This window comes from Streptomyces sp. NPDC093097 (genome assembly GCF_044754325.1).
In the GTDB taxonomy this organism is placed as follows: Bacteria; Actinomycetota; Actinomycetes; order Streptomycetales; family Streptomycetaceae; genus Streptomyces.
The window spans coordinates 123,182-136,124 of the sequence record NZ_JBIVOW010000014.1 but is presented as its reverse complement, the minus strand read 5'-3'; the positions used below and the strand labels follow the sequence as shown (position 1 = coordinate 136,124).

Genomic DNA, 12,943 nt, shown 5'->3' with positions numbered 1-12,943 from the left:
TTCTGTCCGCCGCGCGGGCTTGCCGGGTGCGATGCCGGTCCGCTGCGCGGGGCTGTTGGGTGCGACCGCGAACCGCAGCCCCGGAGTGCCGAAAGGGACACGTTCACGAGAAGGGCAGCGACAGAGGGACGACTCAGGAGGCGGACGGCTCGATCTCCCCCGCAAAGACGATGACCTGGTCGATGAGGCTCCGCCGCAGATGGACGACGTCCGTTCCCGCCAGGCGGGGGCCTCCGTCCGGCGTGGTGAAGACCCACTGGTACCGGGCCCACTCGTGAGGCATGTCCACCGCTGAGCAGCGCACCATCGTGCCGGTCCCCGCCGGGTGGCGCCGGATGTCCAGCACGAACCGCTCGACCGCCGCGATTCCTTCGCTGCGACCCAACGGCCCCCAGAAGACCACGTCTGAGGTCAGGGCCTGGGAGAGCAGGGTAGTCACATAGCTGTCGTCCGAGGCGTTGAACGCGGAGATGAACGTGTCGATCGCGGAGCGTGCCGTCTCTTCCTGCATGCCCCAGTAATACCAGCCGTTGCGCGTGCGCTCGTCCCGCGAACTGCCTTCCGATCGCGGTGGACCATGTGCGGCCCCTCGCGTCGGGAGGGGTCGACATGGACCGGAACGTTCAGGTGTTGTGCCGTGGGAGTCATCGGTTGAAGACCGGGGCGGAGTTCGGGGCCGCTACTTGGCGACTGGTCCACCAGGCGACTCCGGAACCGCTCATCGCTGTGACGAGCGTGATGAGCCGTGAGGGAATGCGCTGGATGGTCAAGTGCGCTACTCCGCGGTGGAGTTCGAGCCATGGGCTGTTTGGTCGGGGCTTGTTGTTCGTTGCCATGCAGCCATGTCGTCAGCTCCATCATGGCGCCTGTCAGGGCTCACGCGGGGGCTCGCAAATCGCAAGGGGGGCTCATTCCCCCGCCATTAGAAGTGCCCTCGTGCCGCGTGGACCCCGCCCCCTTGCGGCGTCCCCGGGGGCAGGCGCAGCCGAGCGCAAGCGTCACGCGGGAGGCGCAGCCAGACGCAAGCTGAACGCCCGCGCCGCATTGTCGTGCAGCATTCGTCCCACCTGCTCGGTTCCCACGGCGAGTTCGAGGCGGGGGCGGAGCCTGCGGAGCAGGTACGGCATGCCGGGGCCGCCGTTCACCGCGCGGGCGGTGGCCGTCGTGGTGTCGCCGCCGAGCAGGATCCGGTCGGCGAACCCCGCGTCGCAGAGGGCCGCCACCGCGTCCGGGAGGCGCCAGTCCGTGGCGTGGTGGGCGCGCGACGGTCCGTCGAAGGCGAGGTAGGCGCCGGCCTCGGCGGCCATCCGGTGCACCGCCGGATCGGGCGAGCGGTTGAGATGGCCGAGGATCACCCGGTCCGGTGGAACCCCCAACTCGCCGCAGAGCAGGTCGAGGACGTCCAGTGCCCCGGTGCCGAGCTCCAGGTGGACGCCGAGGGGCGCGCCGGTGGCCCGGTGGGCCTCGGCGGCGGCCGTCATGGTGCGTCGGGCGTGGCGGTCCAGCCCGTGGAAGCCGCCGGCGACCTTGATCATGCCGGCCCGGGGCGGTGGTTCGGGGGAGTCCGCGGCGTTCCCGGTACGGGGGCCCGCGCTGCCGATGCCCTCGGTCAGTTCGGCGACGAACAGTGCGGCCGGGTCTGCCGGGAGGCCGGCCAGGACCCCGGGGGCGTAGTGCACCTCCTGCTGGAGCCCGGTCGCGGCGACGATCGTGACGCCCGACTCGCGGGACAGCCGCGGCAGTTCGGCGGCGTGCCGGCCCATGCCGTACGGCGTCCACTGGACGACCGCCGCCCCGCCGGCGGCCCGGAACGCCCGCAGTTCGGCGGCGGCCGCGTCGGCGTCGGTGAGTTCCTGGCCCGGTAGCCGGGGGCTGGTGAGGAACAGGTGGTCGTGTGCGTCGCAGGCGCCGAGTCGGTCGGGGGCGATGTCGCCGAGGACGGTACGGATGGTGGCGCCGGCGGGGGGCTCCTCCGGGGCGGCGGCGGGCGCCCGTACGGGGGCCGGGTTCACCGCGGTCGTCCGGTGGTGTCGAGCAGGTCGGCGCCCGGTGCGGACAGGTGCAGTACGCGGAAGCGCTCCCCGTCGGTGGAGTGCGGGGCGGCGTCCGCCCAGAGGGTGAAGTGGACCAGTTCCCAGTGCCGGGGATCGAGGCCCAGGGTGGTGGAGTGCACGCCGTCCGTGGCCGCCAACTCCTCGTGTCCGGCCACGGCTTCCTCGATGGCGGTGGCCGCGTCGGCGTCCTCCGGGAGGATCTCGGTCCGCCGGGTGAAGGAGGCGGGCGCCTGGCCGGCCGCGGGGCCCGGACGGTGGTGCAGGCCCTGCCAGGTGTGGACCGCCGGCCGCCCGAAGTCGCGGACCAGGCCGCGGAAGCCCTCGCCGGTCAGGAAGCGGGTCATCGCCTCCTGGTCGGCCCAGAGGTAGAAGGGCGCGTACTGGTTGACCGGCGAGCCGTCGGTGCCGCGCTCGCGGACCCCGTACGCCTTGAGGCCGAGGCCCGGGAGGTCGTCCAGCAGCGGGCCCTTGGTGGTCACCCGGTGCCGGACGATCTCCATGTCGTAGTCGGCGGGCAGGGTGATGCGGTACTGCATGGCGTGCATGGCGTGCATGGGGGCTCCGAGGGGGCGCGGGGTCAGGGGGTGCCGGGCGCGGCGGGCCCGTCCGTCGTGCGCTGTGCGGCCAGCAGCGTCAACAGGCCGTGTACGGCCGCGTCGAAGGGGGCGGGGTCCTCGGCCGCCCGGGCCAGGACGTAGCCGCCCTGGACGACGGCGGCGACGCTCGCCGCGGTGGCGGCCGGATCGAGGCCGGCGGCCAGTTCGCCGCGCTGCCGGCCCTCGGTGAGGACCTCGGCGATCCGGTGCTGGAGCCAGCCGAACATCTCGTCCAGCGGCGCCCGCAGTTCGGGGTTCTGGACCACGTCGCGGTCCTGCGTCATCCGGCCGATCGGGCAGCCGCGCAGCACCTGCCGCTCCCGCAGCAGATACGCCGCGATGCGGTCGTACGCCGTGCCGGGGGCGGAGAAGATCTCCTCGGCCGCCGCCGTCATGCCCTCCGCGGTGCGCCGGATCGCGGCCAGGGCGAGGTCGGACTTGCCCGTGAAGTGGTGGTACATGCTGCCCTGTCCGACCCCGGCGCGCTGCAGGATCGCCTTGGGGCTGGTGCCGACGTAGCCGCGCTCCCACAGGAGTTCCTGGGTGCTGGTGACGAGGCGTTCCTGGGCGCTGGCCGGGGCAGGGGGCAAAGCGGTCGCCGTCCGGTTCTGTGCACTGCTCATGCGCTGACTGTACATAACAGTAGTTACAGCGCTCAAGGGGCAGGTGGGGGTGGGTGGTCCGGTGGTCTGTGTGGGGTCAGCCGACCCGTGCGCTGCGGGCCCGGGGGTCGGTGCCCGCCTCCGCCGGCGGTGCGGCGTCCCGGTGGCCGTGTGGCGTGCGGGTCTCCGCGGGGGCGGTGGTGAGGGCGGGGAGGGTGAACCAGACGACCTTGCCCGGAGCGTGCGGGCGCGCACCCCAGCTCTCGCTGAGGGCGGCGATCAGTGCCAGGCCGCGGCCGGAGGTCTCCCAGCTCCCGGCCGTCCGCAGCTGCGGCAGCCGGGGGTCGAGGTCGTGCACCGAGACCGTCAACTGGTCGAGCAGTACGCACAGTTCGACGGTGCACTGCTTGCTGGGGCGGGCGTGCCGGTGGACGTTGGCGAGGAGTTCGGTCACGCCGAGTGCGGCCGGATCGGTCAGGGCGTCGAGGCGCCAGTGCCGTAGTTGCGCGGTGACGATCCTGCGCACGTCCCCGATGCGGGCCGGAAGGGCCTGGAGCTCCACCGTGCAGTGTCTGCTGGGCTGCCTGATCATGACCGCGACTCCCTGATGGGCCGGGCGCCCCTCGTGCCGGGGAGGGGCGAAGATCGGAACCAGCGATGCCGGCTGCACCACAGCGTCACCGCTGGTGAACCCTCAGTGATACGTGTCCAGGTTCGTGCAGGGGGGGTACCCCCGCAACCGCACCGCCTCAGCCGTGGCCGGCGTTCACGCGCGTGGCAGACGCGCCGCCTCGACGGCCTTGAGGAAGCGGTCCCGGGCGCCCAACGTCAGCGAGTAGCGGTTGCCGTTGAGGATGGCGAGGGCCCGGCCGCGCGTCGCGAACAGGGGCTTGTGTGCCTCCACGGCGCCGAGCGGGGCGCTGTCGATCTCCGTGCCGTAGCTCGTCAGCAGTGCCAGCCGCCCCCCGCTGATGCGGACTTGTCCTGCCCGGGTCAGGGAACGCAACGAGCGCTCGATCCGCACGCCGGTCGCGTTGTAGTCCTGCTCGGCCATCCTCATCACTCCCCGATGCCGTGGGCGGATACCGTCCGCCGCCCCCCGTAGGGAATTTTGCCGACATCGCACGCGGTACACCAGGGCCGTACGGGGCGCAGAGGCGCAACGGCGGTCCCCCAGGGCCTTCTTGGAGCCGCTCAAAGTGATGTTTATGCAGGTGAGAAGCGTGCGCCGGGTGGTTATAGTCAAAACCTGCCCGGCCTTCCGGGCGAGCCCCACACCCCTTGAGGAGCGCGCCGGTGAGCACCGCACCACAACCGCAGAGCCGGCCCGGACAGCAGTCGCCGGCCCCGGCCCCGGTCCTGCCGACCGTCGACGTGGACCGTTCGGACCCGGAGTACCGGGACTGGCTCAACGAGGCCGTCCGCAAGGTCCAGGCGGACGCCAACCGCACCGCCGACACCCACCTGCTGCGCTTCCCGCTGCCCGAGCGGTGGGGCATCGACCTCTACCTCAAGGACGAGTCGACGCACCCCACCGGCAGCCTCAAGCACCGGCTGGCCCGCTCGTTGTTCCTCTACGGGCTGTGCAACGGCTGGATCCGTCCCGGGAAGCCGGTGATCGAGTCCTCCAGCGGCTCCACGGCGGTCTCCGAGGCGTACTTCGCCTCGCTGATCGGCGTCCCGTTCATCGCGGTGATGCCGGCGACCACCAGCCCGGAGAAGACCCGGCTGATCGAATTCCACGGCGGCACCTGCCATCTGGTCCAGGACCCGCGGACCGTCTACGAGGTCTCCGCCCGGCTCGCCGCCGAGTCCGGCGGCCACTACATGGACCAGTTCACCTATGCCGAGCGGGCCACGGACTGGCGCGGCAACAACAACATCGCCGAGTCGATCTACCAGCAGCTGCGGCTGGAGCGCTACCCCGAGCCCGCCTGGATCGTCGCCACCGCCGGCACCGGCGGCACCTCCGCGACCATCGCCCGCTACGTCCACTACATGCAGTACGACACCCGGATCTGCGTCCCCGACCCGGAGAACTCCTGCTTCTTCGACGGCTGGCTCACCGGTGACGCGGAGACCCACTGCACCACCGCCTCCCGGATCGAGGGCATCGGGCGGCCGCGCATGGAGCCGAGTTTCGTGCCCGGCGCCATCGACCGGATGATGAAGGTCCCGGACGCGGCGAGCGTCGCCGCGGTCCGCGCGCTGGAGCGGGCGATCGGCCGGAAGGCGGGCGGCTCGACCGGCACCGGGCTGTGGAGCGCCCTGAAGATCGTCGCGGAGATGGTCGCCGAGGGCCGCACCGGGTCCGTGGTGACGCTGCTGTGCGACCCCGGCGACCGCTACCTCGACAAGTACTACTCGGACGACTGGCTGGCCGCCCAGGGGCTCGACATCGCCCCCTACGCCCGGACCATCGAGCACTTCCTCGCCACCGGGTCCTGGGAGGCCTGAGCCGCCCGCGCGGGCCGGGGCGCGGTCAGCTTCCGGCGAGCCGCCGGTCCAGGGCCCGCATCGAGCCCCCGAACGCGTGCCGCAGACCGGGCCGCGCCATCGGCATCAGCCAGCGGAACGCGGCCGGGCCGTCCATCGCGACCGTCCACCGCACCCGCGTGCCGGAACCGGCCGGCGTCAGCCGCCAGTCCTCCAACAGGGCCTGCAGCGTGGGGAGGTCGGTGGTGTCGACCCGGTAGGCGTAGCGCGCGCCGGGCTCGGTCGCCAGCACCGTCTCGGTGGAGCGGGTGCCGCCGGTGAGCCGTATCTCCCGGCCGCGGCCGTCGTGCGTCGGCGTCGACCCGCACACGCCCGTGAACCACTCGGCCCAGCCCGGTGTGTCGTCCGCCAGCGCGGCGTAGACGACCTCGGGCGGCGCCGCGATCTCGGCGGCGAACACCAGCCGCAGCGGCGCCGCTACGGCGAAGTCGAGCTCGACGGGGCGGAGCCGTCGGTGCATGGACGAGCACCTCCTGGGGCCGGTCGGCCGGGCGGCGCCACCCTGGCGCCGCGGCAGGCACCGTTCGCCCCGTCGCGGCGCCCGGCACGCCGAGAGCACGCACTCTGGACGCCGCTCCTTGACGGGCAAACGCCGCCTGCCGCGACACTAGCCGGTGCGGCGTCAACTGTCAGCCGCCGGCGGCCGGTTCGCCCGCCACCAGCAGCTCCGTCGGCCGGTCGGTGAACTCCGCCCGCGCCTCGGCGGACAGTCCGGCGTCCGTGACCAGCACGTCCACCTCGTCCAGCGCGGCGAACGAACTCAGGCCGATCGTGCCCCACTTGGTGTGGTCGGCGAGCACCACCACCCGCCGCGCGGACCGCACGAAGTGCCGGTTGGTCTCCGCCTCCGCGAGATTGGGCGTGGACAGCCCGGCCTCCACCGATATGCCGTGCACGCCGAGGAAGAGCAGATCGAAGTGGAGCGACCGGATCGCGGCGTCCGCGACCGGGCCGACCAGGGTGTCCGACGGGGTGCGCATACCGCCGGTGAGCACCACCGTCGCGGCCTCCGTCGGCTGTGGCCCCTCGCCGCCGCTGGCCGCCGCGCGCTGGGCGTCGTAGAACACGTCGGCGACGCGCACCGAGTTCGTCACCACCGTCAGCTGGGGGACCTCCAGCAGCCGCTGGGCCAGCGCGTACGCGGTCGTGCCGCCGGCCAGGGCGATGGCGCTGCCGGGCACCGCCAACTCGGCGGCCGCCTTGGCGATCTCCGCCTTGGCGCTCAGCTCCAGTGCCGACTTCGCCTCGAAACCCGGCTCGTGGGCGCTGGGTTCGCTCACCGGCAGGGCGCCGCCGTGCACCTTCTCGATCATGCCCTGGCGGGCCAGTGCGTCCAGATCGCGACGGACCGTCATGTCCGAGACGCTCAGCCGACGGGTGAGTTCGTTGACCCGCACGCCGCCGCGCCGTCTGACCTCGTCGAGGATCAGGGCCCGCCGCTGCTCCGCGAGGAGATTCTGGTTGTCGCCCACCGCGGCCCGTCCCTTCCGCCCGGCTCACCGCCCGGGGTCCTTCCGCCGGCTGTCCGCCGCCTGCGCATTTCTGGTGTCCTCATCCTCCCACGAGGGTCCGACAGCGGCCCCGATCCGGGTACCCGGCGGGATGAGGGAACCGCAACCGGCGCGCAGGGAACCGCAACCCGGGTGCGGATGCTCCCAGAAGACGGGGAACAATCCGGGGAGCGGGGAGACCGCACGCCCGCGCACACCGCACCGCACTGACATCGGGGGAGAAGCCAGTGGAGACCGCGGCCACACCATCGTCCGCCCGCGCGAGGGACGCGCGCCCGGCGGCCGACACCACACCCGCCACCACACCCGCCACCGCGCCGCAACGACCCCAGCTCGCCCTGGAGCTGCTGGTCCACGGCGTCGGCGGCACCACGGCGGAGAAGATGCTCGGCGACCCGCGCGTCCAACGGGTCACCGGCGACGACACCGCCGCCTGCTACCGGCGCACCGGCGACGTGGACGCCGAGCGGCGGCCCGACGACCGCCGGACCGAACCCGTCCGCGAGGCGTACTGCTGGTCCAATCTGACCTCCGGCAACGGGGCCCGCGCGCTGTGGCTGGTGCTGCTGCCGTTCATGGTGGCCAACCTCGCCCACTGGATGCGCCCGGCCGCCCCGCCCGACCACCGGGGGCAGCGGGTCTACGACCTCCTGGTGCGGCTGCTCGCGCTCAGCCTCACCGCCTTGTTGGCCGCCGCGGCCTGCGAGGTCGCCCTCGATCTCACTGCCTGGCAGTGCGCCGGCACCCCGGTGTGCGTCGAGGGGAAGTCCTGGCTGGGCTTCCTCAACCCCGCGGGCGGGGGCTGGTGGAGCGCGCCGGGCCGCCGTCTGGTCCTCGCCTCCGTGCTGCCGCTGGCGGTCGTCGGCTTCCTGTGGTGGCTCTCGCACCGCACATGGAGTGCGTACGAGTCCGCCTCCCCGCCGCCGCGGCGCCCCGGCGCCTCCCGCGACACCCCCGCCCACGAACGCACCGCGCTGGGCCTGGACGGCTTCTGGTACGGCCGCCGGCTGGTCGCCCGGCTGCGCGCCGCACACGCCACGGCCGGGGTGCTGACGATCGCCGCCGCGCTGCTCGTCGCCGCCCTCCGGGGCGACCGGCGGGCCGGTGCCACCGCCCTGACCGCCGTCGGGCAGACCCTGACCGGCCTGGTCGTGCTGCTCGCAGCCGCCACCCTGGTCATCGTCTGGCGCACCGCCCGCAACGAGGCGGCCAGGGACGAGGAGTCCGACCACTTCGCCGTGCGGACGCTGCCCTACGCCGCGTTGACGGTGCTCGCGCTCACCGCCGGCTACGCCGCCTGGGCGCGGCCGGAGGCGCGCAGCCAGGGCCCGCTGCCCGGGGTCGCCGCGTTCGGCGGGATCGCCGTCTTCCAGGGGGCGTTGGTGCTGGCCCTGGTGGTGACCGCCTGGTTCCTCCAGCGCGCCGCCCGGGGCGAGGCCCGCACCGCGCTGCGCGGGATGGGCGGTCCGGCCGTCGCCCTGCTGTCCTGCGCGCTCAGCGGGGTGCTCTCCGGGGGCGTCGCCCAGCGGTTCGGGGACTGGATCGCGCCGGACGCCGCCCCCGGCCAGGACCGGGCGCCGGTTCCCGGGCCGCCGGTGCTGCTCTCCTGGCAGGCGTCGGTGCTGCCCGCGCTGCTGGTCGTGGTCGCGGTGATCGTCGTCCTGGCCGGGATCCGGGTGCTGGTCGTCCGCCGGCAGGTCGCCAAGGACGTGCCGGGCCTCTACGACCCGCGCGAGCGTCCCGACGTGCTGCGCACCGAACGCATCGCGGGCACCATCGCCCGCGCCGGCCTCACCGACGCGGCGCCCGTCCTGGTGGCCGCGGTCGCCGCCGTCACGCTCCTGCTGGGCGCCGGCGCGGTGGCCGGGGCCTGGCTCACCAACCGGGCGCCGGGCCGCGCCACCGAGGGCGCCGCGCCGTTCGTGCACGCCGCGGCCGCCACCGCCGAGTCCCTCGGCTCCTGGCTGATGAGCGCCGGTGTGGTCCTGCTGCTCGCCATGGGCCGGCGCGCCTACCGCGACCAGTCGGCCCGCCGCACCATCGGCATCCTCTGGGACGTCGGCACCTTCTGGCCGCGCGCCGCCCACCCCTTCGCGCCGCCCTGCTACGCCGAGCGCGCCGTCCCCGACCTGACATGGCGGATGGCCACCTGGACCGAGCAGTTCGACGGCCGGCTGGTGATCTCCGGCCACTCCCAGGGCAGCGTGCTGGCCGCGGCCGCCGTCTGGCAGCTGGACGTGGTCACCCGCAGCCGGGTCGCGCTGCTCACCTACGGCAGTCCGCTGGAGCGCCTCTACGGCCGCTGGTTCCCCGCGTTCTTCGGCCCGCCGGTGCTCACCGGTCTGCACCGGGAGATGGGCGACTGGCGCAACCTCTGGCGCTTCACCGACCCCATCGGCGGCCCGATCCGGCTCACCTGCGAGGACGGCCGGGCGGTCGACGAGGGGCCGCTGCGCGACCCGCTCAGCTTCGGCCGCAGCCTCCAGAGCCCGCTGCCGGCCCAGATCCTGGGCCACGGCGACTACCAGGCCGACCCGGTCTTCGACCGGGTGCGCGCCCAACTGCTCACCCGGCTGAGCCCGGGGGTACCGTGCCGGCGCACCAAGGAGCTTCCCGCTCAGGAGAGTTCGGGCAGGTCCTCGGCGTAGAGGAGGGACAGGTCGTCGGTGCTCGGGTCGGTGAGCCTGGCGACCCGGCCCGCGTGCCGCTCGACCATCGCCTCGAACGTCTGCCGCGCGGTGCGGCCGTTGCCGAACGACGGCCCCTTGGGCAGCGCGGTGAAGTACGTGAGCAGTGCCTCGCCGGCGCCGTCGGCGAGGCGGTACTCATGCTCCTCGCCCTGCTGCTCGACGATCCGCAGCAGCTCCTCCGGCGCGTAGTCGCCGAACCTGATGGTCCGTGAGAAACGCGAGGAGATACCGGGGTTGGTCGCCAGGAACCGCTCCATCTCCGCGGTGTAGCCGGCCACGATCACCACCACCGCCTCCCGGTGGTCCTCCATCAGCTTCACCAGGGTGTCGATGGCCTCCTTGCCGAAGTCCCGCCCGGAGTCCTCGGGGGCCAGGGCGTAGGCCTCGTCGATGAACAGCACCCCGCCGCGCGCCCGCTCGAACGCCTCCTGGGTGCGGATCGCGGTCGAGCCGATGTGCTCGCCCACCAGGTCCACCCGGGACACCTCGACCAGGTGGCCGCGCTCCAGCACCCCCAGGGAGTGCAGGATCTCGCCGTACAGCCGGGCCACCGTGGTCTTGCCGGTGCCGGGGGAGCCGGTGAACACCAGATGGCGGCGGACCGAGGCGGCCTTGAGCCCGGCCTCCTGCCGCCGGCGCCCCACCTCGATCATGTTGATCAGGCTGCGCACCTCCCGCTTGACGCTCTCCAGCCCCACCAGGGTGTCCAGTTCGCCCAGCACCTCCTCGGAGGGCCGGCCGGGTGCGGGTGGCTCCGGGGCGGCGGCAGGCTCCGGGCGTGCGTGGGGGACGTTGCCCAGCAGCCCGGCCGTCTGCGTGGCCTGCTGCACCACCGGCGCGGTCACCGGCGGCGCCTGCGCGGCCCGGCTCTCGTCGCTGGTGCAGTCCTCGACGGTGGGCCCGTCGCCGTTGCCGAGGGCGTCGGCGAACTCGTAGCCGCCGCGCGCGCACCGCTCCGTACGGCACCGCGTCAACGTCGTCCGGCACCCGTCGATCACATGGAAGCCGAAGCCGGAACTGCCGGTGACCCGGCAGCCGTGGAAGGTGCCGCGGCCCTCGGCGGAGACGTAGAACCCGGCCTCGGTCGGTGAACTGACCGTGCAGCCCTCGATGGTGGGGTCCGCGCCCTTGGTGACGATCACCCCGGTCTGCGCCCCGTCGATGGTGCAGTTGGCGAGCGTGCCGCCGCTGCCGTGGTCGCGGAACCAGGCCCCGGTCGAGGCGTCCCGGATCCGGCAGTCGTCCAACTGGACGGTGGCGCCGTCGCTCACCGACACCGCGGTGTTGCGGACCTGCGACAGATCGCAGTCCACCACGTCGGCCCGGGAACCGCGGTCCAGGACGAACAGCGCGTCGGGGACGTCGTGCACCCGCGTCGCGTCCAGCACGGCGGTGGCGCCGTCGCTGACCCACACCGCCGGGTAGTCGCCCGTACTGTCGTGGATCTCGCACTGGTTGGCGTCCACCCGGGTGCCCGGGTCCCATACCGACAGGCCGTTCCGCCCGAAGTGCCGCACCGTGCTGCGGGTCAGCGTCAGCACCGAACGGGACCGCAGGTCCACCGCGTTCTCCGGGACGTCGTGGATGGCGCAGTCGGCGAGCGTGAGCACCGCGTCGGTGTCCAGCGTGACGCCGTCCGAAGTGGTGCGGTGCACCGTGCAGTCGGTGAGGTGGCCGGTGGCGCGCTCGGCCACCTGGACGCCGGCGCCCTTGATCTCGTACAGCTCGCAGCCCACCGCCTCGACCGCGCTGCCCTCGCCGGTCAGCGACAGTCCGGCGCCCGAGGCGTGGTGGATCCGGCAGCGCTCCAGCCGCGGGTGGGCGCCGTCGCGCACCGCAACTCCGGTCTGTCCGGCGGCCATCACCTCGCACTCCTCGAAGACCCCGCCGGCGCCGCCCAGGATGCTGATGCCGACCCCGCCGGCGTTGTCGACCGTGCAGCGGCGCACCGTCGGGCGGGCCCCGCCGCGTACCTCGATCCCGGCCGCGGACCGGGTCACCACGCGGATGTCGGCCAACTCGGGGGCGCCGTCCTCCACCAGCAGCGCCGGCGACGCCGAGTCGGTGGCTTCCAGATGCAGGTCGTGGACGGTGGCCGAGGCCCGTATCGTCAGCGCCACCCCGTCGGTCGGCGCGATCCGCACCGAGCCGCGCGCCCCCTCCGGCCCGCGCAGCGTCACCGCCCGCTGCAGCACCAGGTTCTCGCGGTACGTGCCGGCCGGCACGGTCAGGACGTCACCGTCCCCGGCGGCCTCCAGGGCGGCGGCGAGCGAACTGTACTCCCCGGTGCGGCGCCGCCAACGCGACGTTCCGGAGTGCGTCACCTGGACCGAGCCCTGTGCCATGGCGGTGTCGTGCCCCCACTTCGTACGGCGGATGTCGGCCCGGCAGTCATCCGTCCACGGATGTCCGCTTCGAGGTCTGCGGGGCCCCAGCCAAGAGGCTGGAGGCACCACCGTAGCGTGCCTTCGGGGATGCCTCCCACGCTGTCGGCTGCCCCGCCGTGACGCTGCGCTGGGCCTGCTTCCCACGTTGTCGGCTTTCCGGCCGTGACGCTGCGCTGGGCCTGCTTCCCACGTTGTCGGCTTTCCCGCCGTGGGGGTTGCTGTCTTTGTCTTTGCGCCTGCGGCGCTGGCTGATTGTCCGCTGTGTGTCCGCTGCGCGTTGCTGTTGTCCGCTGCGCGGGGCTGTTGGGTGCGGTGGCGGGGATGCGGGGGTGGTGTGCCGGACTGCTTCGCTTTACGTCCGGCACACCACCCCCGCATCCCCGCCCCCTCCCGTTGTGGGTGGGATTCCGGTGGGTTGGGGGTGAGCCGAGTGGTCTTCTGGCGGTCACCACTCAACCCACAACCCGCGCTTGCCCACCGGGAGTTGACCCCACTTGCCTGTTTCACCGACCACATACGGGAGGGGACGGGTCTGTGGGGCGGGTGGGGGGGGGGGGGCGGGGGGGCGCCCGCGCCCGGCCCCCCCCACCCCCCCCCCCACCCCCCC

Annotated in this window: 11 protein-coding genes; 2 read left to right on the top strand and 9 right to left on the bottom strand. The window is 73.6% G+C overall.

Annotated elements, in window-relative coordinates; translation table 11 throughout:
- Positions 1 to 133: 133 nt before the first annotated feature.
- The 6 genes from ACIQE0_RS23840 to ACIQE0_RS23815 all read right to left on the bottom strand — a co-directional run bounded on the left by ACIQE0_RS23840 (position 134) and on the right by ACIQE0_RS23815 (position 4,306).
- Positions 134 to 511: a nuclear transport factor 2 family protein gene (locus ACIQE0_RS23840; RefSeq protein ID WP_384106257.1), complete on the bottom strand. Its 378-nt coding sequence runs from the start codon at positions 509 to 511 to the stop codon at positions 134 to 136.
- 487 nt (positions 512 to 998) lie between these two features.
- The gene (locus ACIQE0_RS23835) at positions 999 to 2,012 is read right to left on the bottom strand and encodes a phosphotriesterase (protein WP_402335579.1); all 1,014 of its coding nucleotides are present in this window, start codon (positions 2,010 to 2,012) and stop codon (positions 999 to 1,001) included.
- Positions 2,009 to 2,599 (bottom strand): DUF4865 family protein, encoded by a 591-nt coding sequence (locus ACIQE0_RS23830; RefSeq protein ID WP_402335763.1) that lies wholly within the window; start codon positions 2,597 to 2,599, stop codon positions 2,009 to 2,011. Before ACIQE0_RS23830 ends, ACIQE0_RS23835 begins: the two co-directional genes overlap by 4 nt.
- 32 nt (positions 2,600 to 2,631) lie before the next feature.
- Complete coding sequence (locus tag ACIQE0_RS23825; RefSeq protein WP_366339854.1) at positions 2,632 to 3,273, bottom strand: TetR/AcrR family transcriptional regulator; 642 nt, start codon at positions 3,271 to 3,273, stop codon at positions 2,632 to 2,634.
- A gap of 76 nt (positions 3,274 to 3,349) precedes the next feature.
- A complete protein-coding gene (locus tag ACIQE0_RS23820) occupies positions 3,350 to 3,844 on the bottom strand; it encodes an ATP-binding protein (protein WP_402335575.1) in 495 nt (164 codons plus the stop codon).
- 174 nt (positions 3,845 to 4,018) lie between these two features.
- A complete protein-coding gene (locus tag ACIQE0_RS23815) occupies positions 4,019 to 4,306 on the bottom strand; it encodes a hypothetical protein (RefSeq protein ID WP_366339858.1) in 288 nt (95 codons plus the stop codon).
- A gap of 242 nt (positions 4,307 to 4,548) precedes the next feature.
- Here ACIQE0_RS23815 and ACIQE0_RS23810 point away from each other — a divergent pair, with 242 nt between their 5' ends.
- Positions 4,549 to 5,709: a PLP-dependent cysteine synthase family protein gene (locus tag ACIQE0_RS23810; RefSeq protein ID WP_402335571.1), complete on the top strand. Its 1,161-nt coding sequence runs from the start codon at positions 4,549 to 4,551 to the stop codon at positions 5,707 to 5,709.
- 25 nt (positions 5,710 to 5,734) lie between these two features.
- Here ACIQE0_RS23810 and ACIQE0_RS23805 read toward each other — a convergent pair whose 3' ends face one another.
- A complete protein-coding gene (locus ACIQE0_RS23805) occupies positions 5,735 to 6,208 on the bottom strand; it encodes an SRPBCC family protein (protein WP_402335569.1) in 474 nt (157 codons plus the stop codon).
- Between the two features lie 169 nt (positions 6,209 to 6,377).
- A complete protein-coding gene (locus ACIQE0_RS23800; RefSeq protein WP_384106275.1) occupies positions 6,378 to 7,220 on the bottom strand; it encodes a DeoR/GlpR family DNA-binding transcription regulator in 843 nt (280 codons plus the stop codon).
- 266 nt (positions 7,221 to 7,486) lie between these two features.
- Here ACIQE0_RS23800 and ACIQE0_RS23795 point away from each other — a divergent pair, with 266 nt between their 5' ends.
- Complete coding sequence (locus ACIQE0_RS23795; protein WP_402335566.1) at positions 7,487 to 9,907, top strand: hypothetical protein; 2,421 nt, start codon at positions 7,487 to 7,489, stop codon at positions 9,905 to 9,907.
- Here ACIQE0_RS23795 and ACIQE0_RS23790 read toward each other — a convergent pair.
- Positions 9,877 to 12,294 (bottom strand): right-handed parallel beta-helix repeat-containing protein, encoded by a 2,418-nt coding sequence (locus ACIQE0_RS23790; RefSeq protein ID WP_402335563.1) that lies wholly within the window; start codon positions 12,292 to 12,294, stop codon positions 9,877 to 9,879. The genes ACIQE0_RS23795 and ACIQE0_RS23790 overlap by 31 nt on opposite strands.
- Positions 12,295 to 12,943: the final 649 nt, after the last annotated feature.

Coding starts and splice junctions, on each gene's coding strand:
- ACIQE0_RS23825 (WP_366339854.1), bottom strand. CDS start 3,273: ATGAGCAGTGCACAGAACCGGACGGCGACCGCTTTGCCCCCTGCCCCG.
- ACIQE0_RS23840 (WP_384106257.1), bottom strand. CDS start 511: ATGCAGGAAGAGACGGCACGCTCCGCGATCGACACGTTCATCTCCGCG.
- ACIQE0_RS23790 (WP_402335563.1), bottom strand. CDS start 12,294: ATGGCACAGGGCTCGGTCCAGGTGACGCACTCCGGAACGTCGCGTTGG.
- ACIQE0_RS23815 (WP_366339858.1), bottom strand. CDS start 4,306: ATGGCCGAGCAGGACTACAACGCGACCGGCGTGCGGATCGAGCGCTCG.
- ACIQE0_RS23805 (WP_402335569.1), bottom strand. CDS start 6,208: ATGCACCGACGGCTCCGCCCCGTCGAGCTCGACTTCGCCGTAGCGGCG.
- ACIQE0_RS23830 (WP_402335763.1), bottom strand. CDS start 2,599: ATGCACGCCATGCAGTACCGCATCACCCTGCCCGCCGACTACGACATG.
- ACIQE0_RS23820 (WP_402335575.1), bottom strand. CDS start 3,844: ATGATCAGGCAGCCCAGCAGACACTGCACGGTGGAGCTCCAGGCCCTT.